The organism is Streptomyces botrytidirepellens (genome assembly GCF_003721215.1).
Lineage (GTDB): Bacteria > Actinomycetota > Actinomycetes > Streptomycetales > Streptomycetaceae > Streptomyces > Streptomyces himastatinicus.
The window spans coordinates 15,060-36,173 of record NZ_RIBZ01000287.1; the positions used below are offsets into that span (position 1 = coordinate 15,060).

The 21,114-nt window shown below is 71.3% G+C and carries 27 protein-coding genes and 1 pseudogene; 13 read left to right on the plus strand and 15 right to left on the minus strand.

Annotated elements, in window-relative coordinates; translation table 11 throughout:
- Nucleotides 1-112 precede the first annotated feature (112 nt).
- Nucleotides 113-610, plus strand: coding sequence for a transcription elongation factor GreA (greA, locus tag EEJ42_RS23825; protein WP_009715425.1), 498 nt, complete (start codon nt 113-115; stop codon nt 608-610).
- Between the two features lie 85 nt (nt 611-695).
- Here greA and EEJ42_RS23830 read toward each other — a convergent pair whose 3' ends face one another.
- From EEJ42_RS23830 to ilvA, 3 genes are all read right to left on the minus strand, one after another.
- Nucleotides 696-1,559, minus strand: a complete 864-nt coding sequence (locus tag EEJ42_RS23830; protein ID WP_123102684.1) for an ABC transporter permease — start codon at nt 1,557-1,559, stop codon at nt 696-698.
- Nucleotides 1,559-2,551 (minus strand): ATP-binding cassette domain-containing protein, encoded by a 993-nt coding sequence (locus EEJ42_RS23835; RefSeq protein ID WP_123102686.1) that lies wholly within the window; start codon nt 2,549-2,551, stop codon nt 1,559-1,561. The genes EEJ42_RS23830 and EEJ42_RS23835 overlap by 1 nt, the downstream gene beginning before the upstream one ends.
- Nucleotides 2,552-2,789: 238 nt before the next feature.
- A complete protein-coding gene (gene ilvA / locus EEJ42_RS23840; RefSeq protein ID WP_246097303.1) occupies nt 2,790-4,067 on the minus strand; it encodes a threonine ammonia-lyase in 1,278 nt (425 codons plus the stop codon).
- A 158-nt stretch (nt 4,068-4,225) separates the two neighbouring features.
- On the opposite strand from ilvA, the gene EEJ42_RS23845 reads away from it, so the two are divergent.
- From EEJ42_RS23845 to EEJ42_RS51095, 3 genes are all read left to right on the plus strand, one after another.
- On the plus strand, nt 4,226-4,729 hold the full coding sequence (locus tag EEJ42_RS23845; RefSeq protein ID WP_179936492.1) for a MarR family winged helix-turn-helix transcriptional regulator: 504 nt from the start codon (nt 4,226-4,228) through the stop codon (nt 4,727-4,729).
- 154 nt (nt 4,730-4,883) lie between these two features.
- Complete coding sequence (locus EEJ42_RS23850; protein WP_184503235.1) at nt 4,884-5,390, plus strand: sigma factor-like helix-turn-helix DNA-binding protein; 507 nt, start codon at nt 4,884-4,886, stop codon at nt 5,388-5,390.
- Nucleotides 5,387-5,638 (plus strand): hypothetical protein, encoded by a 252-nt coding sequence (locus EEJ42_RS51095; RefSeq protein ID WP_184503236.1) that lies wholly within the window; start codon nt 5,387-5,389, stop codon nt 5,636-5,638. Before EEJ42_RS23850 ends, EEJ42_RS51095 begins: the two co-directional genes overlap by 4 nt.
- A gap of 13 nt (nt 5,639-5,651) precedes the next feature.
- Here the strand turns inward: EEJ42_RS51095 and EEJ42_RS23855 are convergent, their stop codons facing one another.
- The gene (locus EEJ42_RS23855) at nt 5,652-6,803 is read right to left on the minus strand and encodes a cystathionine gamma-synthase (RefSeq protein ID WP_123102690.1); all 1,152 of its coding nucleotides are present in this window, start codon (nt 6,801-6,803) and stop codon (nt 5,652-5,654) included.
- 139 nt (nt 6,804-6,942) lie between these two features.
- Here EEJ42_RS23855 and EEJ42_RS23860 point away from each other — a divergent pair, with 139 nt between their 5' ends.
- From EEJ42_RS23860 to EEJ42_RS23875, 4 genes are all read left to right on the plus strand, one after another.
- The gene (locus tag EEJ42_RS23860; protein ID WP_123102692.1) at nt 6,943-8,040 is read left to right on the plus strand and encodes a hypothetical protein; all 1,098 of its coding nucleotides are present in this window, start codon (nt 6,943-6,945) and stop codon (nt 8,038-8,040) included.
- Between the two features lie 82 nt (nt 8,041-8,122).
- Nucleotides 8,123-8,782 carry a peptide-methionine (S)-S-oxide reductase MsrA gene (msrA, locus tag EEJ42_RS23865; protein WP_123102694.1) on the plus strand — a complete coding sequence of 220 codons (660 nt, stop codon included), beginning with the start codon at nt 8,123-8,125 and terminating at the stop codon, nt 8,780-8,782.
- 52 nt (nt 8,783-8,834) lie between these two features.
- Nucleotides 8,835-9,056, plus strand: a complete 222-nt coding sequence (locus EEJ42_RS23870; RefSeq protein ID WP_246097306.1) for a GNAT family N-acetyltransferase — start codon at nt 8,835-8,837, stop codon at nt 9,054-9,056.
- 43 nt (nt 9,057-9,099) lie between these two features.
- Complete coding sequence (locus EEJ42_RS23875) at nt 9,100-9,330, plus strand: helix-turn-helix domain-containing protein (RefSeq protein ID WP_123102696.1); 231 nt, start codon at nt 9,100-9,102, stop codon at nt 9,328-9,330.
- A gap of 388 nt (nt 9,331-9,718) precedes the next feature.
- On the opposite strand, the gene EEJ42_RS23885 is transcribed toward EEJ42_RS23875, so the two are convergent.
- Together EEJ42_RS23885 and pdxR are read right to left on the minus strand one after the other, a co-directional pair.
- Nucleotides 9,719-10,249, minus strand: a complete 531-nt coding sequence (locus EEJ42_RS23885) for a hypothetical protein (RefSeq protein WP_123102700.1) — start codon at nt 10,247-10,249, stop codon at nt 9,719-9,721.
- 129 nt (nt 10,250-10,378) lie between these two features.
- Complete coding sequence (gene pdxR / locus EEJ42_RS23890; protein WP_221179420.1) at nt 10,379-11,812, minus strand: MocR-like pyridoxine biosynthesis transcription factor PdxR; 1,434 nt, start codon at nt 11,810-11,812, stop codon at nt 10,379-10,381.
- A 46-nt stretch (nt 11,813-11,858) separates the two neighbouring features.
- On the opposite strand from pdxR, the gene EEJ42_RS23895 reads away from it, so the two are divergent.
- Nucleotides 11,859-12,800 carry an aldo/keto reductase gene (locus EEJ42_RS23895; RefSeq protein ID WP_184503237.1) on the plus strand — a complete coding sequence of 314 codons (942 nt, stop codon included), beginning with the start codon at nt 11,859-11,861 and terminating at the stop codon, nt 12,798-12,800.
- Between the two features lie 2 nt (nt 12,801-12,802).
- Here the strand turns inward: EEJ42_RS23895 and EEJ42_RS23900 are convergent, their stop codons facing one another.
- Nucleotides 12,803-13,201, minus strand: coding sequence for a cupin domain-containing protein (locus EEJ42_RS23900; RefSeq protein ID WP_123102704.1), 399 nt, complete (start codon nt 13,199-13,201; stop codon nt 12,803-12,805).
- 94 nt (nt 13,202-13,295) lie between these two features.
- Between EEJ42_RS23900 and EEJ42_RS23905 the strand changes: the two genes are divergently transcribed.
- Nucleotides 13,296-13,976 carry a TetR/AcrR family transcriptional regulator gene (locus tag EEJ42_RS23905; protein ID WP_123102706.1) on the plus strand — a complete coding sequence of 227 codons (681 nt, stop codon included), beginning with the start codon at nt 13,296-13,298 and terminating at the stop codon, nt 13,974-13,976.
- Between the two features lie 6 nt (nt 13,977-13,982).
- Here the strand turns inward: EEJ42_RS23905 and EEJ42_RS23910 are convergent, their stop codons facing one another.
- The 3 genes from EEJ42_RS23910 to EEJ42_RS23920 form a co-directional block, all read right to left on the minus strand.
- The gene (locus EEJ42_RS23910) at nt 13,983-14,432 is read right to left on the minus strand and encodes a DUF3515 family protein (RefSeq protein ID WP_184503238.1); all 450 of its coding nucleotides are present in this window, start codon (nt 14,430-14,432) and stop codon (nt 13,983-13,985) included.
- Nucleotides 14,433-14,596: 164 nt separating this feature from the next.
- Nucleotides 14,597-15,115 (minus strand): NUDIX domain-containing protein, encoded by a 519-nt coding sequence (locus EEJ42_RS23915; RefSeq protein ID WP_123102710.1) that lies wholly within the window; start codon nt 15,113-15,115, stop codon nt 14,597-14,599.
- 62 nt (nt 15,116-15,177) lie between these two features.
- Nucleotides 15,178-16,473: an NsdA family TPR-like regulatory protein gene (locus EEJ42_RS23920; RefSeq protein WP_123102732.1), complete on the minus strand. Its 1,296-nt coding sequence runs from the start codon at nt 16,471-16,473 to the stop codon at nt 15,178-15,180.
- A gap of 186 nt (nt 16,474-16,659) precedes the next feature.
- On the opposite strand from EEJ42_RS23920, the gene EEJ42_RS51100 reads away from it, so the two are divergent.
- Together EEJ42_RS51100 and EEJ42_RS23925 are read left to right on the plus strand one after the other, a co-directional pair.
- Nucleotides 16,660-16,833 carry a hypothetical protein gene (locus EEJ42_RS51100; RefSeq protein WP_184503239.1) on the plus strand — a complete coding sequence of 58 codons (174 nt, stop codon included), beginning with the start codon at nt 16,660-16,662 and terminating at the stop codon, nt 16,831-16,833.
- Complete coding sequence (locus EEJ42_RS23925; protein ID WP_246097308.1) at nt 16,830-17,141, plus strand: hypothetical protein; 312 nt, start codon at nt 16,830-16,832, stop codon at nt 17,139-17,141. Before EEJ42_RS51100 ends, EEJ42_RS23925 begins: the two co-directional genes overlap by 4 nt.
- 85 nt (nt 17,142-17,226) lie before the next feature.
- On the opposite strand, the gene EEJ42_RS23930 is transcribed toward EEJ42_RS23925, so the two are convergent.
- The 3 genes and pseudogenes from EEJ42_RS23930 to EEJ42_RS53100 all read right to left on the minus strand — a co-directional run.
- Entirely contained in the window at nt 17,227-18,036 is an 810-nt protein-coding gene (locus tag EEJ42_RS23930; RefSeq protein WP_123102714.1) for an alpha/beta hydrolase family protein, read from the minus strand.
- Nucleotides 18,037-18,189: 153 nt separating this feature from the next.
- A complete protein-coding gene (locus EEJ42_RS23935) occupies nt 18,190-18,930 on the minus strand; it encodes an MBL fold metallo-hydrolase (RefSeq protein WP_123102716.1) in 741 nt (246 codons plus the stop codon).
- Nucleotides 18,931-18,972: 42 nt separating this feature from the next.
- A pseudogene (locus tag EEJ42_RS53100) lies at nt 18,973-19,065 on the minus strand (ArsR family transcriptional regulator); the annotation flags it as partial.
- 230 nt (nt 19,066-19,295) lie between these two features.
- On the opposite strand from EEJ42_RS53100, the gene EEJ42_RS23945 reads away from it, so the two are divergent.
- A complete protein-coding gene (locus EEJ42_RS23945) occupies nt 19,296-20,030 on the plus strand; it encodes a hypothetical protein (RefSeq protein ID WP_148082023.1) in 735 nt (244 codons plus the stop codon).
- 35 nt (nt 20,031-20,065) lie between these two features.
- Here the strand turns inward: EEJ42_RS23945 and EEJ42_RS23950 are convergent, their stop codons facing one another.
- Both EEJ42_RS23950 and EEJ42_RS23955 read right to left on the minus strand, forming a co-directional pair.
- Nucleotides 20,066-20,686, minus strand: a complete 621-nt coding sequence (locus EEJ42_RS23950; protein ID WP_123102720.1) for a GTP-binding protein — start codon at nt 20,684-20,686, stop codon at nt 20,066-20,068.
- Nucleotides 20,634-21,101 carry a DUF742 domain-containing protein gene (locus EEJ42_RS23955; RefSeq protein ID WP_123102722.1) on the minus strand — a complete coding sequence of 156 codons (468 nt, stop codon included), beginning with the start codon at nt 21,099-21,101 and terminating at the stop codon, nt 20,634-20,636. Before EEJ42_RS23955 ends, EEJ42_RS23950 begins: the two co-directional genes overlap by 53 nt.
- Between the last annotated feature and the right edge of the window lie 13 nt (nt 21,102-21,114).

Sequence of the window (21,114 nt, forward strand, 5' to 3'; positions counted from 1 at the left end):
TCCTCCCCGTTTCCTGTCGGAATTGTTAGGCTCGTGGTTTCGCCCGGCTTTGAAGGCGCACCCTTCTGAGTAGGGCGTTCATTTGTATTCCCAGCACCGACGAGGAGCACCTGTGACCCAGACCAGCGAGAACGTCACCTGGCTGACCCAGGAGGCGTACGACCAGCTCAAGGCCGAGCTGGAGTACCTGTCGGGTCCGGCACGTATCGAGATCGCGAAGAAGATCGAGGCTGCCCGGGAGGAAGGTGACCTCCGGGAGAACGGCGGTTACCACGCCGCCAAGGAGGAACAGGGCAAGCAGGAGCTCCGGGTGCGTCAGCTGACGCAGCTCCTGGAGCACGCGAAGGTCGGAGAGGCACCCGCGGACACCGGCGTGGTCGCCCCCGGCATGGTCGTCACCATCGCCTTCGACGGCGACCCGGACGACACCCTGACCTTCCTTCTCGCCTCTCGCGAATACGCGAGCGCGGATGTCGAGACCTACTCGCCGCAGTCCCCGCTGGGCACGGGCGTGAACGGCAAGAAGGTCGGCCAGGACGCCGAATACGAACTCCCCAACGGCCGTACGGCATCGGTGCGCATCCTGGATGCCAAGCCCTACCAGGGCTGAGCGCCCGACCAACGCCCTCGCGACGCACGGCGAGCCCCCGGCGACGGCCGGGGGCTCGCCGTATGACTCACCCCGGAACCACCCCTCAGGCGGTCGCTGAGCGGTACTTCCGGACCGATAGCGTCCGGAACACCACGATGATGACCACCGACCACAGGACCGACGCCAGCACCGGATGCTGCATCGGCCAGGCGTCGGAGACCACGCCCTGCGGATTGCCGAACAGCTCCCGGCACGCCTGCACCGTGGCGCTGAACGGGTTCCAGTCCGCGATGTGGCCCAGGAACTCGGGCATCTTGCTGGACGGCACGAACGCGTTCGAGATGAAGGTCAGCGGGAACAGCCAGATCAGCCCGCCGGATGTCGCGGCCTCGGGGGTCCGCACCGTCAGCCCGATCAGCGCGCCGATCCAGGAGAAGGCGTAACCGAGCAGGAGAAGCAGGCCGAAGGCGCCCAGCGCGCTCAGGATTCCGTCGTGCACCCGCCAGCCCACGATGAGCGCGACGATCGCCAGCACGACCAGCGTCAGCGCCGTCTGCACCAGATCCGCGAGCGTACGGCCGGTGAGCACCGCCCCGCGCGCCATCGGCAGGGAGCGGAACCGGTCGATCAGCCCCTTGTGCATGTCGTCGGCGATCCCCGCGCCCGCGCCCGCCGTCGCGAAGGTGACGGTCTGCGCGAAGATCCCGCCCATGAGGAACTCGCGGTAGACGTCCGCGTCCGCACTGGCCTGACCCGGCACCATGATGGCGCCGCCGAACACATAACTGAACAGCACCACGAACATAATGGGCTGAATCAGGCCAAAAATAACCACTTCTGGAATTCGTACCATGCGGATCAAGTTCCGCTGGGCGACCACCAGAGAGTCCCGGACCCCCGCGAGCGGGCCGCCGCGCGGCCGGGGGGCGGTGGCGACGGTGGCGCCGGACTCCTCGACAACAGCCATCACTTGCCTCCCTTGTGAGCACCGCTCTGCACGCCGTTCTCCGCATCGCCGTCCTCGGCGCCGTGGCCTGTCAGCGAGATGAAGACGTCGTCGAGCGTCGGGCGGCGCAGCCCGATGTCGTCGATCTCCACTCCACGGGTGTCGAGTTCGCGGATCACCTCGGCGAGCAGCTTGGCCCCGCCGACCACCGGCACGGTGACCTTGCGGGTGTGCTCCTGCACCGTGGTCTCGCCCTTGCCCAGCACCCGCAGCACGTGCTCGGTGACCGCGATGTGCTCCCGCTCGTGCACCACCACCTCCACCCGCTCCCCGCCGATGCGGGCCTTGAGCTGGTCGGAGGTGCCGCGGGCGATGACCTTGCCGCGGTCGATCACACAGATGTCATGGGCCAGATGGTCGGCCTCCTCCAGATACTGGGTGGTCAGCAGCAGCGTCGTACCACCGGCCACCAGTTCCTGGATGACCTCCCACAGCGCCTGCCGGTTGCGCGGGTCGAGCCCCGTGGTCGGCTCGTCCATGAACATCACGGGCGGGCTGACGACCAGGGCGGCGGCGAGGTCGAGTCGGCGGCGCATGCCGCCGGAGTACGTCTTGGCGGTGCGGTCGGCCGCGTCGGCGAGGTGGAACCGCTCCAGCAGCTCGTCCGCGCGGGCCTTCGCCTCACGCGCGCCCATCTGGTACAGCCGGCCCACCATCCGGAGGTTCTCCCGGCCCGTCAGATACTCGTCGACGGCGGCGAACTGGCCGGACAGCCCGATGGACCGGCGGACCTCATTGGGGTTCTTGAGCACGTCCACCCCCGCGACCACCGCCGTCCCGCTGTCCGGGCGCAGCAGCGTGGTCAGCACGCGCACCGCGGTGGTCTTGCCTGCGCCGTTGGGGCCGAGCAGTCCGAGCACGGTTCCTTCCGGCACGTCGAGGTCGACGCCGTCCAGAGCCCTTACGTCGCCGAAGGTCTTGACCAGGCCCTCGGCATGGATCGCGCCTGGCATGTTGGCACTCCCAGAGTTGGGTGTTCCCGGGTTGAGTCAGGTCCACGAAAGATCGTTTGACGTGACGTGCGGCGAATGTTTCTCGCCACGCATGGACGCGTCCCCTCAATAAAGGCATATGTCCGCCCACAAGGGCAGCGTCGCGACAGCAAGTGGAGAGAATCATAGCGTAGTCGCGATACATCGCGATATACGCGAGTTGACGAATCGCACTCCGCGAGCCGTCCCACGCGGGCCGTCAGACCATCACCGTGTAACCCGCCCCGTGCAGCGCCTCCCTGACCTCGGCGCAGTGCTCCGGCCCCTTGGTCTCCAGCTGAAGCTCCACCTCCGCCTCGCTGAGCCCCAGCCGCGGATTGATGCGCACATGGCTGATGTCCAGCACATTGGCGTCCACCGCCGACAGCTCCGCCAGCAGCGTCGCCAGCGCCCCCGGCCGGTCGGTGAGCCTCAGCCGCAGCGACAGATAGCGGCCCGCCGCAGCCATGCCGTGCCGCAGGATCCGCTGCATCAGCAGCGGGTCGACGTTGCCGCCGGACAGCACCGACACCACGGGCCCCTCGAAGGACTCCGGATCCGACAGCACCGCCGCCACCGGGCTCGCCCCCGCCGGTTCCACCACCAGCTTCGCCCGCTCCAGGCACAGCAGCAGCGCGCTGGACAGCTCGTCCTCGCTGACCGTACGGACCTCGTCGACGAGCGCGTTGATGATCCCGAACGGCACGTCGCCCGGCCGCCCCACCTTGATGCCGTCCGCCATCGTCACCGGCGCCTCGACCGACACCGGCCGCCCCGCCGCCAGCGACGGCGGATACGCCGCGGCGCCCGCCGCCTGCACCCCCACCACCCGCACATCCGGCCGCAGCGCCTTCACCGCCACCGCGATCCCGGCCGCGAGGCCGCCCCCACCGATGCCCACCACGATCGTGCGCACCTCGGGGCACTGTTCCAGGATCTCCAGGCCCACCGTGCCCTGCCCCGCGATGATGTCCGGGTGGTCGAACGGATGGATGAAGACCGCGCCCGTCTCCTCCGCGTACCGCTGCGCCGCCCGCATCGTCTCGTCCACGATCTGGCCTTCCAGCCGGACCTCCGCGCCGTAGTCCCGCGTCGCCGCGATCTTCGGCAGCGGCGCGCCCTCGGGCATGAAGACGGTCGACCGCACCCCCAGCAGCGAGGCCGCGAGCGCGACGCCCTGAGCGTGGTTCCCGGCGCTCGCCGCGACCACTCCCGCCGACCGCTCCTCCGACGTCAGCCGCGCGATCCGCACATAGGCGCCGCGCAGCTTGAACGAGCCCGTACGCTGGAGGTTCTCGCACTTCAGCTGCACCGGGGCGCCGACCAGACCGGTCAGGAAGCGGCTGCCCTCCAGGGCGGTCAGCCGGGAGACCCCCGAGAGCGCCTTCTGCGCCTCGCGCACATCGTCCAGGGTGATCGCGAGCGGGGTGGACGATACGGAGCGTGCGGGGTGCGGGGCCTTGCCGGGCCCGTCCTCTCCGCCGGGTCGTGGAGCCATGGCCCCAGTCTCGCAGCTCACGTGAAACACGGCCGGGCCGGGGCGACCGGGGGTTGGCCGGTTGTGGGCAGGTTTCCGCAGCCCCCGTACGGGCCGGGCCCGGGCCGCGTACTCTGTGCCACATCCCACAGACCACCGCATGAAGTGAGCCCTAGGCCATGCCCACCCAATCGGACATGACGACTCAACTCGACACAGGCGTACTGGATTCACTCCAGCACCAGGTCGCGGTCTTCGCCCGCCGCGCGGAGCAGACCCGGCTCGGCGGCGTCGGACAGGCCCGCAACTCGATGGATCGCGCCGCCTACCTGCTGCTCAACCGGCTCGACCAGGAAGGCCCCATGGGGGTCAAGGCACTCGCCGGAGGCATGGGCATCGACTCGTCCACCGTGACCCGGCAGGTCGCCCCGCTGGTCGACTCCGGCCTGGTCAAGCGCACCTCGCACCCCGAGGACGGGCGCGCCGTCGTCCTCCAGCTCTCCCCGCGCGGCAAGGCCCGCCTGGAGGAGGTGCGCTCCTCGCGGCGCGAGCTGATGGCGCAGGTCACGGACGACTGGACGGTGGAGGAGCGCGACATGTTCTGCGATCTGCTCACCCGTTTCAACGTCGCCCTGTCCGCCGCGCACGGCGCGGTGCCGCAGGCGGCGGCACCGGCGTCCTGAACCACAGGGACGCCCCTTCGGCCTTCGACGGTTGACCGTCGACCTTGACCGTCGACCTTGACCGTCGATCTTCGACCGGACTCCCGGCCGACCGAACCCTTGACCGGGCGCCCGTGCCTGCCGTGTCCTTGAGGAACAACAGGCGGAGGGCGCGGTGCGAGAGCGGCGGGCAGCACGGGACAGCCGCCGGGCCCGGGAATTCGAGGCATTCGTCGCGGGCGCCGGTGGCAGGTTGCTGCACGCGGCCACACTGCTCACGGGGGAACCGACCGGGGACGCCCAGGCCGGCACCGACGCCGCGCAAGCCCTGCTGACCGTCGCGCTCGCGCGCACCTACGCCCGCTGGGACCGGCTGCGCGGCGAGGATCCGTACGACCGCACCCGCCAGGAGCTGGCCGCCCTCTACGCCCACCGGGCCCGGCGCTACCGCCGCCCGCGCGGCGGCGTGCTGGACCGGCTCACCCCGCGCGAGCGGCTGGTGCTGGTGCTGCGGCTGTACGAGGGGGTCGCGGAGGAACAGACGGCGGCCACGCTCGGCCTGCCGGTCGAGCGCGTACGGGCCATCTGCACGCGCGCGGTGACCCTGATGCGCACCGCCCCGCCCCGCGCTCCCGGCACGCCCCCGATCGCCGATCACCATCCGGCGGGAGCGGCGCGATGAGCTTCCCGGACCGCAAGGAGGACCAGGTCCGGCGGATGTTGGAGGGACCGCACCCGGTGCTGCCGCCGGATCTGGCCGCGCGGGCGGCCGGGCGCGGGCAGCGGATGCTGCGCCGCCGCCGGGCGGCGCGGACCGTCGGCTGGGCGGTGCTGTTCGCCGCGGTCGTCGCGTTCACCGTCTGGGCGGCGGTGGTCCATCCGTGGGCGGGGCCGCCCGCCGACACCACCCCTCCGCTGGAGGGGTGGTGAATCGCGACGGACTTCAGGCGAGCGCCTGAGTGAGATCCCCCAGCAGGTCGTCGATGGACTCGATGCCCACCGACAGCCGTACGAGATCCGCCGGCACCTCCAGCGCCGAACCGGCCGCCGAGGCGTGGGTCATCCGCCCCGGGTGCTCGATCAGCGATTCGACGCCGCCCAGCGACTCGCCGAGCGTGAACAGCCGGGCCCGGTTGCAGACCTCGACCGCCGCCTCCTCGCCGCCGGTGACCCGGAACGACACCATGCCGCCGAAGGCCCGCATCTGCTTGGCGGCGGTCTCGTGGCCCACGTGCTCGGGCAGCCCCGGGTAGAAGACCTCGGTCACCTTGGGGTGGGCGACGAGCAGCTCCGCGACGCGCGTGGCGTTCGCGCTGTGCCGGTCCATCCGTACCCCGAGCGTCTTGATGCCGCGCAGCACCAGCCAGGAGTCGAAGGGGGCGGCGACGGCGCCCATCGCGTTCTGGTGGAAGGCGAGTTCGTCGCCGAGACCCGGGTCGGAGACGATCAGCGCGCCGCCGACGACGTCCGAGTGGCCGCCCATGTACTTGGTGGTGGAGTGCACGACGACATCCGCGCCGAGCGCCAGCGGCTGCTGGAGATACGGGCTGGCGAAGGTGTTGTCGACGACGAGCCGGGCCCCGGCGGTGCGGGCGATGTCGGCGACCGCGGCGATGTCGGTGATGCCCAGCAGCGGGTTGCTCGGCGTCTCGACCCAGATCACCTTCGTACGGGGGCGCAGCGCGGCCCGTACCGCCGCCGGGTCGGAGGTGTCGGCGACCGACCACTCCACGCCCCAGCGCTCGACGACCTTGGAGAAGAGGCGGAACGTACCGCCGTACGCGTCGTCCGGGATCACCACGTGGTCGCCCGGCACCAGCAACGTGCGCAGCAGGCAGTCCTCGGCGGCGAGGCCGGAGGCGAAGGCGAGCCCGCGGCGGCCCCCCTCCAGGGCCGCCAGGTTCTCCTCCAGGGCGGTGCGGGTGGGGTTGGCGGAGCGGCTGTACTCATAGCCGCCGCGCAGGCCACCCACCCCGTCCTGCTTGTAGGTGGAGACCTGGTAGATCGGCGGAACAACGGCGCCGGTGAGCGGGTCCGCCTCCTGGCCCGCATGGATGGCGAGCGTCTCGAAGCTGTGGGGGTGCTGGTCGGTCATGGGCCCGAGCGTAACGCGCGGCGGCCACCCGGAGGATTCCGCGGCGGGCCCGTCCAGGATTCAACGGCCGTCTTCAATGTCCGCCATGGCGCATAGGCTGGACCACAAGCCGTCACGGGACTTCACACGGGGACACCTCATGGAGCTTCTGATCTTCCTCATCGCCGTCGTCATGATCGGCGGGCTGATCGTGCTGCCCGCACTGCGGCGGAGGCGCGGCGGCCGCGAGGCCCTGAAGGGCGCGATGCGCGCCACGGACCCGGGTGAGTACGGCTTCGTACCGCGCGAACAGCTCGACGTACGGCTCCCCGGCCCCGACCCCCAGCTCATCGAGGTGCTGGAGGAGGTCCAGTCCGGCCAGGACTGGCAGCCCGCCGCCCGGCTGCTCGCGCTCACCGACGTGACCTCCGAACTGCGCTGGCAGCGCGTCCAGACCCTCGCCGGGGCCGCCGCCCACGCGCTCGCCCAGGCCCCGGGCCGGGGCGGTATGTGGCTGCGCACCTGGCGCGTCGCCGCCCCCGAGGACCCGGGCGCGGCCGCCGTGCAGGCGGAGTTCCTGGTCCGGCAGGCGCTGCTCGACCCGTCCTCGCAGGACTTCCGGATGATCCTGGAGGAGGCCCGGGACGTCTGCCACGAGGCCGCGCGGCTGGCCCCGGACGACCCCGTTCCGTACATCGTCGAGCTCGGCGTCGCCCGCGGTCTCCCCTACCGGCAGGCCGACTTCGAGGAGTTGTGGACCAAGGTCACCGACCGCGCCCCGCACCACATGGGCGCCCACCTCGCCGCCCTCCACTACTGGTGCGAGAAGTGGCACGGCTCCCAGGACCGCGCCGACCGCTTCACCCACGCCGCGGCCGCCTCCGCCCCCGGCAAGAGCCTCCTCCCCGCCCTCCCCCTCTTCGGCGTCTTCGAGCACCTGCCCGAGGTCAACCTCGTCCGCAGCCTGTACCAGAGCGACGTGGTCACCAAGGCGGTCGAGGGCGCCCTGTACGCCGTCCGCCAGGCCCCCGCCGACCACCCGGTCCTCCCCCACGTCCGCCATCTGCTGATCTGGTTCCTGGTCCGGTCCGAGCGGTACGCGGACGCCATGGAGCAGCTGCGCCACGTGGACGGCCACGTGGGCGCCGTGCCCTGGTCGTACGGGGCGGACCCGGCCGCCGAGTACGCCGTCTACCGCGCACTGGCCGTCGCGGGCTGGGAGGGCCGGGGCGGCTCCCCGGCGACCCTGCCGAAGTGAGCGGCGCCGCGGAATTCGACGCCACCGCCGCCCGTTGTACGGGGTAGCCGCCCCTACCCCTCTGCCCCGAGGAGCCGTCCCGATGCTGTTCAGCCGCCGCCAGAACCACCTCCCGACCCCCGAGGAGGCGCTGAAGGGCCGCCCCGAACCGGGCTTCACGGTCCCCGACCGCCACACCGTCCTCGGCAACCCCCTCAACGGCCCGTACCCGCAGGGCCTGGCCGTCGCCGACTTCGGCCTCGGCTGCTTCTGGGGCGCGGAGCGCGTCTTCTGGCAGGCCCCCGGCGTCTGGACCACCCTGGTCGGCTACCAGGGCGGCCACACCGAGAACCCCACCTACGAAGAGGTGTGCAGCGGCCTCACCGCCCACACCGAGGCCGTCCGCGTCGTCTTCGACCCCGCGGTCACCTCGTACGGCGCCCTCCTGAAGCTCTTCTGGGAGTCCCACGACCCCACCCAGCACTTCCGCCAAGGCAACGACGTCGGCACCCAGTACCGCTCGGCCGTCTACACCCACTCCCCCGAGCAGCAGTCCGAAGCCGAGTCCTCCCGCGCCGCCTACCAGTCCGTCCTGACCGGCTCCGGCTACGGCGAGATCGCCACCGAAATCCTCCCCGCCGGCCCCTTCTACCCGGCCGAGCCCTACCACCAGCAGTACCTGGACAAGAACCCCGCAGGCTACTGCGGCATCGGCGGCACGGGCGTCTCCTGCCCGATCGGCGTGGCCCCGGCGGATGGCTGAGGCCACGGAAACTCGATCGAAAAGGCTGAACGCCGTCGCTAGCGTATGACGGGTGGAAATCCGGGCGTTCGAGGAACGTGACTGGCCGCAGGTCTGGCCCATCATCGAGCAGATCGTCCGCAAGGCGGACACCTTCTGCTACGACCCCCTCCAGACGGAGGCGCAGGCGCACGACATGTGGGTGGTACCGCCACCGGGGCACGTCGTGGTGGCCGTAGAGGACCAATGCGTGCTGGGCACCTCGAACATGTACCCCAACCGGCCCGGTCCCTGAGGAGCATCGGGCGGACCCGGCGTACGTCGAAGCGGGTGCCGCCATCGCCCTCGGGCAGGCCGTCTACGACCGTCGAACGGCCCTGGGCATCAGCCAGGCCCTGCTCGCCGAGCGAACCGGCCTGACCATGGACGAGATCGACCGCCTCGAAGGCGGCGGCACCGCCCCCGCCCTTCCGCTCCTGCGCGCATTGGCCAAGGCACTGGATGCCGCGCTGGATGTGTCGATCGATACGGAAGAGACTCGTGTCTCCTTCGTACCGCACGCCGCTTGAGCTCCTCGTCAGTCCTGCCAGGCCTCCGACTTGGCTCCGCTCCAGCGGTTCGTTGCGCAGTGGGCTGTCTACGTCCACATCCAGCGGCAGCCGTACGTCGCGAAAGAGTTCCATCGCTGGGAGGACACCGCCGAGGCTGGTGACGCGGCACAAGCCTGATGCGACGCGTCTGCCATCGACAAGATTCTGGCAACTGGTCGAGCCGGCCGGGACGGGGGTCGATGTCCGCGACTTGGGCAACGGGCCTCGGCCAGGAGGCATGCGCCGTATGGATGCGGCGGGCGGCTGGTTCTTCTTCCTGGTGGCACCGCGGGACCAACTGATCGTGATCGTCCGCATCATGCCACCGTTCCCGGGCATCTAGGCAGTCCCTCTTCACGGTTGGGCTTCAGCCGCGGGTGCGGCGGCGGTAGTAGTGCAGCGTCACCGCGCCCAGCAGTGGGCCCCAGGCGACGAGCGGGAGGTAGGAGGCGGTGAGGAGCCAGTTGCCCCAGGGGGTGATGTCCATCTGGGCGTGCAGGGTCGTCCAGACGAGCAACACGCCGTAGACCGTGCAGGCGAGGGTGCCGAACGCCGCCGGGATGACCGCGGCGGGGATCGGGACCGGGCGGCCGCCGAGGTAGGGGAGCCGGCGCGGCCAGACCTCGCCCCATGGGCGTACCAGGCCGAGGGTCAGCCAGGCCAGGCCCTCTTGGGCCAGGGACAGCAGGGGCAGCGCCAGCAGGCCCCAGCCGGGGATCTTCATCGCGTCGTATTCGGACTGTCCCAGTCCGAGGGGAACGCCCAGCACCACGGCGAGGCGCCAGAGCGCCGAGGGCAGGGACGCCCAGACGACCGCTGCCGCGGCGCGGCGGGCCCAGGGCGGGACGCGTAAGTCGCCCACGTCGGCGGGGGCGGTGGTGGAGACGGTGGTGGGCATGCCGGCGCTCCTCGATCAGCGATGTGTGGTTGTTCGGTGCCCTTGATGCTTCCGCGAGGGCACATCGCCCGGCGTCCGGCCCGGGGACGGGGCTTCGTCCGCCGCCGGGCGTATCCGCATGGCGTCGCGTCAGACCCCGGGCGTACGCGCCGCCAGCGCTTCGCGCAGGAGCGCGACGGCCGCGGGGATCTCGGTGTCGCTGATGTTCCCGTATCCGAGGACGAGCGCGCGGTCCGCCGCGTCCTGCACGCGGTAGTCGTCGAGGTCCGCCACGCGCAGCCCGGCGGCGGCCGCGGCGCGCACCGCGCGGGAGGTGTCTGTGCCGTCCGGCAGGTGCAGCAGGATGTGCAGCCCGGCGGCCGTGCCCGCGACCCGGGCCTCCGGCAGCTCGGCGCCGAGCGTCCGTACGAGCAGGTCGCGGCGGGAGCGGAACCGTCGCCGGGCCGCGCGGAGATGGGCGTCGTACCAGCCGCGGTCGATGAAGGTGGCGAGCGCGAGCTGGTCGAGCACCGGGGGCGCGGCGGCAACGGGGTTCGCCGCCCGGAGCGCCGGGGTCATGGCGGCGGGCGCGACCAGCCAGCCCAGGCCGAGGGCCGGGGAGAGGGTCTTGCTGACCGAGCCGAGGAGGAAGACCCGGCTCGGGTCCATCCCCTGCATGACGGCGACCGGGTGGTGGTCGTAGCGGAACTCGGCGTCGTAGTCGTCCTCGATGACGTAGCCGTCCACCTCGCGGGCCCAGCGCACCAGGCGGGCCCGGCGGGCCGGGGACAGCACCGTGCCGGTGGGGAACTGGTGGGCCGCGCCGACGACGACGGCCCGGGCCGGGGTGCGGGCGAGGGCGTCGACGCGGAGGCCGTCGTGGTCCACGGGCACCGGGTGCAGCCGCAGTCCGACGCTCGTCGCGGCGTCGCGCAGCCGCCCCCAGCCCGGGTGTTCCACGGCCAGGTCGGCGATCCCGTCGGCGCGCAGCGCCCGGCAGGTGCGGACCAGGCCGTCGGTGACGCCCGCGCACACGGATACGGCCGCGGCGTGCGCGTCCGCGCCGCGCGAGCGTTGCAAGTACTGCGCGATGGTCGTACGCAGGCCCGGGTGCCCGGCGGGGTCGGGCAGGCCCAGGTCGTAGTGGACGGCCGAGCCGGTGACCGACCGGACGGCTTCCGCCCAGCGGCGGCGCGGGAACGCCCGCAGGTCGGGCAGGCCGGGCGCGAGGTCGTACCGGATCGGTGGCGGCGCCGGTACGGGCCGGGCGCGGGGCCGCGGCGGCGCCGTGTCCGGATCCGGTGACCACGCGACGCGGGTGGCGGAACCCGTCCGGGCGGCGAGGTAGCCCTCCGCGACGAGCTGCCCGTACGCCTCCGTCACGACCCAGCGGGAGCAGCCCAGCTCCTCGGCGAGCGCCCGGCTCGGCGGCACGGCGGCGCCCTCCGCCAGCCTGCCGTTCCGTATGGCGGTGCGCAGCGCGCGGGCGAGGCGGTCGTGCAGGCGGCGCCCACGTCGGCCGGGCTCCGTCGCGCCGATCTCCAGCAGCGTCGCCCACGCGAAATTGGTCTGGGAAATCGCCACAAGATTGGAGCCTACCGCCGATCCGCATCGGCCTACCGTGACGGACATGAATCCTCAACTGGCGCTGGGCGCCATGCTGTTCGGCACGGTTCAGGACGAGCGGCGATCGTTCGAGATCCTGGACCGTTTCGTGGACGCCGGAGGCGTCTGGATCGACACCGCGAACTGTTACGCGTTCTGGTCGGACCCGACCGGCTTCGGCGGGCAGAGCGAGACGCTGCTCGGGCGCTGGCTGGCGCGCCGACCGGGCGTCCGCGACCGGGTCAGGATCAGCACCAAGGTGGGCTGCGAGCCGACCGAGGCCGGGCGCTTCCCGGACACGGCCGAAGGGCTCTCGGCCGGGGTGATCAAGCGCGGCATCGAGGGCAGTCTCCGGCGCCTCGGTACGGATCACGTCGAGCTGTACTGGGCGCACAAGCCCGATGCGGCCACACCGCTGGACGAGACGGTCGCCGCCTTCGACGAACTGGTCTCCGCGGGTACGGTCGGCCGCCTCGGCTGCTCCAACTACCCCGTATGGCAGCTGGAACGGGCCCGGCAGCTCGCGCGGGCCCACGGCGGGGCGGGCTTCACGGCGGTGCAGCAGCAGCACACGTATCTGCACCCTCGCCCCGTGGCCGAGCCCCTCGTACGGCACCGGTTCGGCGTGGTCAGCGACGAGGTGCTGCACTACCTGGAGCACCACCCGGACATCGCGCTGTGGGCGTATACGCCGCTGCTGAACGGCCGCTACACCCGCCCGGACCGGCCGCTTCCGGCGGAGTACGACCACCCCGGCACCGCCCGCCGCCTCGCGGCGCTGGACGAGATCGCCGCCGAGACCGGCACGAACCGCAACCGGGTGGTGCTGGCGTGGCTGACCGGCGGAACCCCGGCGGCCACGCCGATCGTCGGCGTCAGCACGGTGGAGCAGTTGGACGAGGCGGTCGCGGGGGTGTCGCTTGAGCTGACTGCCGAGCAGCGCGAACGCCTGGACTCCGCGATGTGACGTCAGTGCGTATCGGTGCGCTTTTCCAGGCGGGTGCCGTGGCGCAGGGTGATCGACATCAGGTCGCTCGGGGCGTCGAGTTCCAGGCGGTGCCAGCGCCCGCGGGGCACGACCACGGCGGTGCCCGCCGCCAACCGCACCACGTCCTCGGTGCCGCCGGGCGACGTGGGACGGAAGGCAAGGCGGGCCCCGCCCGTCAGGCAGCACACCGCCTCGTCGGCCTCCGGGTGCATCTCCCAGTGGTCGGCGTGGACGTCGGCGTCGGTCTCGACGTGGAAGGTGGCGACCTGCCAGGCGCCGTCGGGGTCGCTGCCCTTCATCTGCCGCTCGGCGGCCCGGACACCGCCGTCGGGGTGGAACCGCAGCGCTGAGGCGAACAGGTCGATGGGGGTCGTCGTCATGACGGCGTCCTTCCGGTCGGCATGAATTTTCGTACGCGTAAGGAAAATAGCGGGAGAGGATCGCCATTGTCGACACCTGGGGGATGATGGGGCCATGCCGCAACCGTCCGCACCGCGCAAAACCCGTGGCCGACCTCCCCGCATCTCACGCGAGGAGGTCGTCGCGACGGCCCGCAGGATCGTGGACGAGGACGGCGTGGACCGGCTGACCATGCGGCGGCTCGCCACGGAGATCGGCAGCACGCCGATGGCGCTCTACCACCACGTCCGCAACAAGGAAGAACTGCTCCTCCTGCTGCTGGACGACCACGCCGCCCGGACGCTGCGCCGCCCCGAACCCCCCGCCCACCCGCGCGAGCGGATCATCGTCGCCGCCTCCGCGATCCACGAGGCGCTCGCCGCCTGCCCCTGGATCGTGGAGGTGCTGACCGCCGACGACCTGATGTCCGCGTCCGCGCTGTGGTTCGTCGAGCAGATCGTCGACGGCCTGGTCGAATGCGGCCTGACCCCCGAGCGGGCCGTGCACGGCTACCGCGCGATCTGGTACTACACCGCCGGAGAGATCGTGGTCCGCGCGACAGCGGCCCGGCGGCGCGCCGACGCCGGGCCCGACGCCGACCGCGCGACCTACCGGGAGCGGATCTTCGCCGACCTCGACCCGGACGAGCTTCCCCGCCTGGCCCAGGTCGCGGACAACTGGGCGCCCCTGACCGCCGAAGACACCTACCTGGACGGGCTCCGCGCCGTGGTGGACGGCCTTCTCGTCAGTCGCTGAATCTGCTCAGAGCGTGTCGCTCAATGAGAGGCATTTCGACTTCTGCGGAATGCCGCGGACCGCCCGATTCACGTCGACCAGCGCGTCTCCGGCCTTGGGGCCATCGCCCTCGACGGTGATTTCGACCGCGGGGGTGCGGCCGTACGTCGTCAGGACCTGCACCCCGTCCTTCTGCGCGCGCTTCTCGTCGAGCACCCAGTCGACGCCGTTGACGTCTACGCACAGGTTGGTCGTCGGCCGCAGCGGTGTGACACCGCAGCGCAGCACGACCGAACCGTCCCCCCAGGCGGCGACGCCGTCCCCGGTGACGTCGTCGCGCTGCTTATGGAGAACGGTTTCGGGTGCCCGGGAAATGACATCCGAGCACTTCGGGTTGTCGGCAAAGGGACCGGGCTCCACGGAAACCTTCGAAAAGAACAGGAAATACGAGGCGACAGCGGCCGCGATCCCCGCCACGACGCACACCCCGGAGATGAGGCGGGCCTTTTTGCTCCATGACCTGAACCGCATCGAACCCACTTATCCCATCGACACCTGCACGCACCCTACCGCCACGTCGCACACCGCCCTGGAGCGGGGATCACGGGCGTACGGCCAGCTCGACGCCACGCCGGGCACCGTCAGGGCACGACGCGTTCGCCATTCTCCAGATACGCGGGCTGCCGCCCGGCCAGGGCTCCGAGCGCCTCAGCGGCCCGTCGCCGAGTGCGGGGCGGGAGCATCGCCAGGGCGTCGTCCGGGGCGATGAACTCGCAGGCCGAGAGTTCGTGGTCGCGCGGGTACAGGCATCGGATCTGGTCGGCCGAGAGCGTGCCTCCGTCAAAGACGAACGCGAGCTGGTCGTCCCAGGGGCCGTGTGGCGCGACCCAGTCGACGCACAGAAGCCCGCGCAGCTCGACGGCAAGGCCCAGCTCTTCGCTCAGCTCGCGCCTCGCCGCGTCCGCGGGTGGCTCGTTCGCCTCGGCCATCCCGCCGGGGAGATCCCACGCTTCCTTGTACGTCGGCTTGACCACCAGCACACGCCCGGCGGCATCGCGCAACAGCACGTCGGCCGACACGCGCTTGCGCGCCTGCTTGGCGTTCCCTTCCGCCAGGTAGGCGTCCCATTCGGCGGTGCCTGGCTGGGGGCGGGTGGTCATATGGCAGTGCCTCCGTCAGATCATCCGTTGGCGCGGGGAGCCGAATCCGGCGGACTGACACCTCATGCCCTGGCCTTCTCCAAGACTTCGGCCACGGGCGGAAGGTCCCGGTGGGACCTGAGCTGCTGGAAGATCGGCGCGAGGCGCTGGCGCGGGCGGACGGAGGCGACCCCGGCGGAGAGTTCCAGTGCGCGGCCGGTGGCGGACGCGGCTTCCTCGATTTCTCCGGCGGTCAGATAGGAATCCGCCAGCCACGACAGGTAGAGGCTCTTGTCACGGGCGTGGGTGTCGTCGTACCGGGAGAGAAAGTCCTCCAGGACGGGAACGGCACGGAGGGGTCGGCGTAGTTCGGTCCAGCATCGGCCCGCCATGATCTGTAGTCCGTTTCCGTCCCACGCTGCCCAGTCGGGCTGTGGCGTTCCATCGTCCTCGCTGAGTGCGGATTCGGCGGCGCCGAGGGCTCGTTCGGTCTCGTCCGCGTCCCCGGCGGCGGCGTACGCCCAGGCGAGGCGCCCGTAAAGCAGTGCGCGTACGCCGGGCGGGGCGTCCGGGCCCGCGGTGCCACATGACTGGACGGCGATGTCTATCCCGACAGTGGGATCCCGGCTGAGTCTCTGGTAGGCGAGGAAGGCGAGAGCGTTTCCGGCGAGGGCTGTGTCTCCCGCTTCGGTGGCGACTTGGTGACTGTCCTCGTAGAGGCTGGTGGCTTCGGCGTGCCGACCCGCGTCGAACGCGGCCCAACCCGCCTGTTGCGCCTGCTCGGAGAGCACCGACAAGAGCGCGCGGCCGGTCTCCTCGGTGTAGCTGCCCTCTCGCAGCATCGTCTTGGTCGCCTGGTACTCGCCGAGGTAGACGCGGTAGGTGTCGCCCCCGCCGAGGACATCGTCGAGTCGCCGTAGTCGCGCTGTGCGCTGCCGCAACTGGTCCGGCACGTCTCGACCGATCTGACGACCGGCCTTGAGCTGGGCCAACTCGGGCAGCCCGAGGACCAGACCTGCCCCGGCCGAGGCCCGGAAGAATTCCCTGCGCCGCACTGTTTCGCTCCCCTCTCGAGTCGTGGATGTGGCCGTTTCCCAGTCACGGGGAGCGAGGCCGAGGAGATGCCCGGGGATGCGCAAGGCATCGGCAATCGTCGCGATCTTGTCGTACGAGGTAATACGGCCCTGGCCTCGGGCCAACGTGCCGACCCGCTCGGGCTTGAGGTCGCACTCGGCGGCAATCTTCGAATAGCTGACTTTGGCTAAGTCTCGGGCAAGGGAGAAGACAGCACCGAAGTCATGAGCCACGATCGCGGCACGCATCTCCGGGTGGTTCAGAACTTCACGCGGTAGTGCGGTCGGCGGTTGGTACGTGGTCATCTTGTGCCCCACTGCGCCCGTCGGTGACAACCTGTCACACAGTCCTGACTCTCAGCCTACCCATGATGGGGATAGCCAGGGGCGGGAAGGCAGCACCGCTACTCCGCAGCAGAGTTGGCAGCACAAGACCCCCGCGACCGCGCGAACGGCCCGGGGGCGTGTTCAACGCTACTGAGGAGCGTCAACGTGCTGAACCATATCCGCCCCATCGCATGGCGGCTGCTGCGGTCATTGCTGCCCGGCCGGGCGCGTCTGCCCGCAGTCGGGGCGAACCTGCATCAGGAGCCTGGTCCGCAGCAGCGGGACACTCCTCGCGTGGAGCTGCTGTGCGCTCCGCACGGGATGGTGGTCGTCCGGTGAGCACGCAACCGCGTCTGATGCCGTGGAACGGGCCCGCCGGGAAGCCGTGTTACCTGGTGCCCGGTGAGGACGGCAAGGGCTATCTGTCGCGGCTTGCCGACGAGATGGAAGCCGTGCAGCTCCGCATGGGCGCCGAGCTCCTCGGCCACGCCGACGCACTGCTCGGCAACCCCAAAGCGGAAGCCGGAGAGCTTCGCTTCCTCGCGAATCGTCTGGTCGAGGCGCTGCGAGACGCGCTCCGCGTCGCGGACAGCCGCGGCAGGCGGCTCCCCGGGCCCGATGAGGACGAGAGCGGGGCCTTCGGATGAGCGGGGCGGCAGGGGGCTGGCTGGTCCGGCCCGTGCCCTCGGCATCGAGGCGCCCCCGTGGTGACGGCATCCGGGGGCGTCCCAGTCAGGAGAGGACCTGGCGTGCATCCGCGAGGTGGCGTCGGAACCATCTGGTGAGGCCGGCGTCCACCTCGCGGGCCAGTGGCAGCTGCGGGGCGGGCTCGATGCCGGGCTCCTCGGCGAGCGGATGCGCCAATCCAGGGATCGACAGCAGTTCGGACCGCTCCCCCAGTGCGTCGACGAGGTCCAACGCGTCGCCACGCAGCCCGGGGTGATCCAACTCGCCACTGACGACCAGCAGCGGTGCGCGACCGGCGATGGCGCCCGCCTTGGCGACGAAGTCCAGGCTGCCGACAGCCTTCTCGGACTCGGCGTCATACGGGTAGCGGCCCGGGAACAGGCCGACCACGGACCGCATCCGGACGGCGGCGTTGACGACGGCGCCGGCGAAGACCGGAATCTCGGTGTCGGCAAGGATCCGCAGCGCAACGGCCCCACCGAGCGACCCGCCCAGCACGCCGATCGGGCCGTCATCGACCGGCAGCTGCGCGCGGATCGACGCCAGCGCGGCCGGGAACTCCTCGGCCGCCTGTCGGACGAACGGGCACAGGTAGGACATCAGGACATCCTGGCGGGCCAACTCCATGATGGCGGCCGTGCTGCCGTCGACCATGCGCGCCCCGCACATCGGCATGCCGAGGTGCACCCGCCACACGGGCAGGTCGTGCATCGGCAACGCGGCAGCGAACGCGGCGTTCGACCTCGGCGCGTCCAACATGTGCCAGGTGACGATCAGCGGCGCGGCGCCGTTGCCGGCCGGCGGCAGGGCGGTGAACGGCACGCCGGCGGCGGTGCCCGTGATCGGGGAGGACATGCAACCACGGTAGGTCTGCGGCCGCGTACCGGGAGTCCGATATAGCCACCAGCAGAAACCGGCTCGGCCAACCGACGAGTCTCAGAGGCTGCGGTGAGCGTCTGACACCCGGCAAACGCCCTGTCCAAGGACTCTCATGAGCGACGCTCGCGGTCACAGGCGGGTGATGAGGCCGGGGGTGGCGATGGCGATGGGGGGATTGAAGGTCTCCGCCGCCGTGGCCTGCGCGGCTTCCGGGGCTGTGCCCGGCCAGAGGTGGGTGAGCATGAGGCGGGCGGCGCCTGCCTGGTGGGCGTATTGACCGGCCAGGCGCGCGGTCAGCAGGTACGGGGCGTCGCCGGTCGGGACCTGGTGGACGTACGTGGCCTCCGACAGGAACAGGTCGGCGCCCTGGGCGAGGCGGGGGATGTCGGGGCTGGGGCCGGTGTCGCCGGTGTAGGCGAGTACGGCGCCGGGCGTGGTGAGCCGGATGCCCGCGTTGGGGACGAAGTGCGGCAGGAGCCAGGTGTCGGTGGTGTAGGGGCCGATCTCGAACCGGTCGCCGGGCGTGAACTCGTGGAGGCGGTACGCACCGGCGAGCATGGTCGGCTTGTCGAGGGCGAGGACGGCGTCGACCGCTCCGTGCGGGGCGTAGACGGGGAGGGGCGGCGGCGGGTCGTCGCTCAGCCCCCGGGCGCGTAACAGGGGGTTGAGGTCGACGCAGTGGTCGGGATGTCCGTGGCTGATCAGCACGGCGTCGATCGCGTCGGCGGTGCTGTGCTGGAGCAGGCGCGGCAGCGTGGCATAGCCGGGGTCGACCAGCAGACGGAAGCCCGCGTAGTCGACGAGGTAGCCGCTGCATGCCTGGTCCGCGGTGGGCCAGGCCCCGCAGCCGCCGAGAACGGTCAGTTGCATGACACGGGACCTTAGCGCCGTGCCTCGGCGATGATCAGGGGATTACGGCGCGTCCGGGGTCCAGGCTGCCACCAGGGCCAGGAGGCCGGGGAAACGGGCGTTGAGGTCGGCGACGCGTACGTGGCTGCGGCGCTCCGGGCGGGTGCGGGAACTCGGGTGAGCGAACGGTTCCGTGCGGCGTCAGCTCACAGACGAAGAACTCCGTTCCCGGAGGGTGTATCCGTCGCCTGGCGGCTCTAGGATCCGCTGTTGTGGGGGAATCGAATCCTAAGGCTTTAACAGGAGTTGTCCTGACTCGCGGCCGGACCCGGGTGTGGGTGGAGCCGGGAGCGCTGCGCTGGAGGCGGGGGCGTACGGCCGTCACCGTGCCGGGGGCGCGGGTCCGCCGCGTCAAGGCCGCCGGGCGGTCGCTGACCGTGGTGCTCGTCGACGAGGCCCAGAACGGTGCGGTCATGACGGTCCGGCACCGCGATGCGGCGGTGGTCGCCGCGCTCGGCGCCGACATTGAGGCGATCATGGACGACGCGGGGCCCGCGGAGCACCCCCGGCCGGTCAGCCGGGAGGTGGTGCCCGTCTGGCCCGTGCGGGTACTGACGGGTCTGCGTGATCGGGTGCTGCATGGCAGTCCGTGGTGGCGGCGCGCCCTCTGGTACGTGGTCCTGGGGTTGCCGCCGGCCGTGTGGCTGCCGGTGGAGCCACGCGGTCTGGGGCTCTTGGCCTGGCTGTCGCTGCCGCTGAGCATCGGCATGCTGCGCATATGGGTGGGCATGGCCGAACTCGACACACGGTGGGTGATATGGCGCCGGGGCGTCACCGTACGCGCGAGGTTCGAAACCGACCTCTTGAGCGAGAGCCCCAACAGCTACCGCGTGCATTTTCGCACCCTCGATGGCCATGAGGTCACCGCGAACGCGCATCTGCGGGGCCGCGGGGACGAGATCCGTTACGACCCACAGGACCCCACGCGCGTGCTCGTACCGACGCGCGTGGCCTGGCTGGGGATCGCCCTGGCCGCGTTCATGGTGAGCGGTATCTGGGGTGTCGCCTGTGGCGTTCCGACGATTCTGTGGCTGAACAGGCTGTCGGCGTTGCCGTTCTGAAGCGTAAGGTCGGGCCCGGCCCACAGGGGCCCGCTTCAGGCCGGTTCGGCGGCCTTCGCCCTGGCCAGGGCCACGTCGAGGACGACGAGCAGCGCGTCGCGGACCGAGCCCGTCTCGCGGGCGTCGAAGACGGTGAGGGGGATGTGCTCGGAGACGTCGAGGGCCCATCGCACCTCGTCCAGCTCGTGCTGGACCTCGCCGTCGAAGGCGTTGACGGCGACGGCGAAGGGGATGTCCTTGTGCTCGAAGTAGTCGACGGCCGCGTAGCAGTCGTCCAGGCGGCGGGTGTCCACGATGACGAGGCCGCCGAGGGCGCCTTCGACCACGTCGTCCCACATGAAGCCGAACCGGTCCTGGCCCGGGGTGCCGAACAGGTAGAGCTTGAGGGTCGGGTCGATGGTGATGACGCCGAAGTCCATGGCGACCGTGGTCGTGGTCTTGCCGGGGGTGTGGGTGAGGTCGTCCACGCCCGCCGCGACCTCCGTGATGGCGGCCTCCGTGGTCAGCGGGCGGATCTCGGAGATGGCGCCCACGGCCGTGGTCTTGCCCACTCCGAAGCCGCCCGCGATGACCAGCTTGACCGGCAGCGGTGGTGGTGCGGGTTCAGCTGCTGTCGCGGAGTGTGCCCCGTGAGTCGGGGACGGCGCGGAGTCCATCGATAACCCTTCGCAGTACGGAGATGTCCTGGACGGTCCTGGCGTCCGGCACGTGGACCGCCAGGTGTCCGGCGGTGCACAGGTCCTCCGCCAGGACCCGCACCACGTTGAGGTGCAGCCGAAGCTGGGCGGCCAGTTCCGCCACCGACTGCGGGCGTCGGCAGGCGGCGACGATGTCGTGGCGTTCGAAGGCGAGCGCGCGGAGGGAGGAGAGCCCGTCCGACGTCGCCACGACCTGCGCCTCGACCGGGAGCGGGGGCGCGGTGCCGCCGCCCGCCACCCGGCCCGCCGTCAGCAGGAACGGCCGGATCGCGGAGGCGCGGCCGGTCGGCTCGGTCGGCTCCGGCGGGTCGGTCGGCTCCGGCGGCTCGGTCGGCTCCGGCGGGTCGGTCGGCTCCGGGCCATCGGTGGCCATCACGCCGCCCCCC

Excerpts from the sequence above, each read along its gene's own strand:
- EEJ42_RS23905 (WP_123102706.1), top strand. The coding sequence starts at position 13,296 with ATGCCGCAACCGTCCGCACCGCGCAAAACCCGTGGCCGACCTCCCCGC.
- msrA (WP_123102694.1), top strand. The coding sequence starts at position 8,123 with ATGCTGTTCAGCCGCCGCCAGAACCACCTCCCGACCCCCGAGGAGGCG.
- EEJ42_RS23895 (WP_184503237.1), top strand. The coding sequence starts at position 11,859 with ATGAATCCTCAACTGGCGCTGGGCGCCATGCTGTTCGGCACGGTTCAG.
- EEJ42_RS23885 (WP_123102700.1), bottom strand. The coding sequence starts at position 10,249 with ATGCCCACCACCGTCTCCACCACCGCCCCCGCCGACGTGGGCGACTTA.
- EEJ42_RS23915 (WP_123102710.1), bottom strand. The coding sequence starts at position 15,115 with ATGACCACCCGCCCCCAGCCAGGCACCGCCGAATGGGACGCCTACCTG.
- ilvA (WP_246097303.1), bottom strand. The coding sequence starts at position 4,067 with ATGGCTCCACGACCCGGCGGAGAGGACGGGCCCGGCAAGGCCCCGCAC.
- EEJ42_RS23830 (WP_123102684.1), bottom strand. The coding sequence starts at position 1,559 with ATGGCTGTTGTCGAGGAGTCCGGCGCCACCGTCGCCACCGCCCCCCGG.
- EEJ42_RS23935 (WP_123102716.1), bottom strand. The coding sequence starts at position 18,930 with ATGCAACTGACCGTTCTCGGCGGCTGCGGGGCCTGGCCCACCGCGGAC.
- EEJ42_RS23900 (WP_123102704.1), bottom strand. The coding sequence starts at position 13,201 with ATGACGACGACCCCCATCGACCTGTTCGCCTCAGCGCTGCGGTTCCAC.
- EEJ42_RS23930 (WP_123102714.1), bottom strand. The coding sequence starts at position 18,036 with ATGTCCTCCCCGATCACGGGCACCGCCGCCGGCGTGCCGTTCACCGCC.
- EEJ42_RS23860 (WP_123102692.1), top strand. The coding sequence starts at position 6,943 with ATGGAGCTTCTGATCTTCCTCATCGCCGTCGTCATGATCGGCGGGCTG.
- EEJ42_RS23955 (WP_123102722.1), bottom strand. The coding sequence starts at position 21,101 with ATGGCCACCGATGGCCCGGAGCCGACCGACCCGCCGGAGCCGACCGAG.
- EEJ42_RS23845 (WP_179936492.1), top strand. The coding sequence starts at position 4,226 with ATGCCCACCCAATCGGACATGACGACTCAACTCGACACAGGCGTACTG.
- EEJ42_RS23950 (WP_123102720.1), bottom strand. The coding sequence starts at position 20,686 with ATGGACTCCGCGCCGTCCCCGACTCACGGGGCACACTCCGCGACAGCA.
- EEJ42_RS23920 (WP_123102732.1), bottom strand. The coding sequence starts at position 16,473 with ATGACCACGTACCAACCGCCGACCGCACTACCGCGTGAAGTTCTGAAC.
- EEJ42_RS23835 (WP_123102686.1), bottom strand. The coding sequence starts at position 2,551 with ATGCCAGGCGCGATCCATGCCGAGGGCCTGGTCAAGACCTTCGGCGAC.
- EEJ42_RS51095 (WP_184503236.1), top strand. The coding sequence starts at position 5,387 with ATGAGCTTCCCGGACCGCAAGGAGGACCAGGTCCGGCGGATGTTGGAG.
- EEJ42_RS23855 (WP_123102690.1), bottom strand. The coding sequence starts at position 6,803 with ATGACCGACCAGCACCCCCACAGCTTCGAGACGCTCGCCATCCATGCG.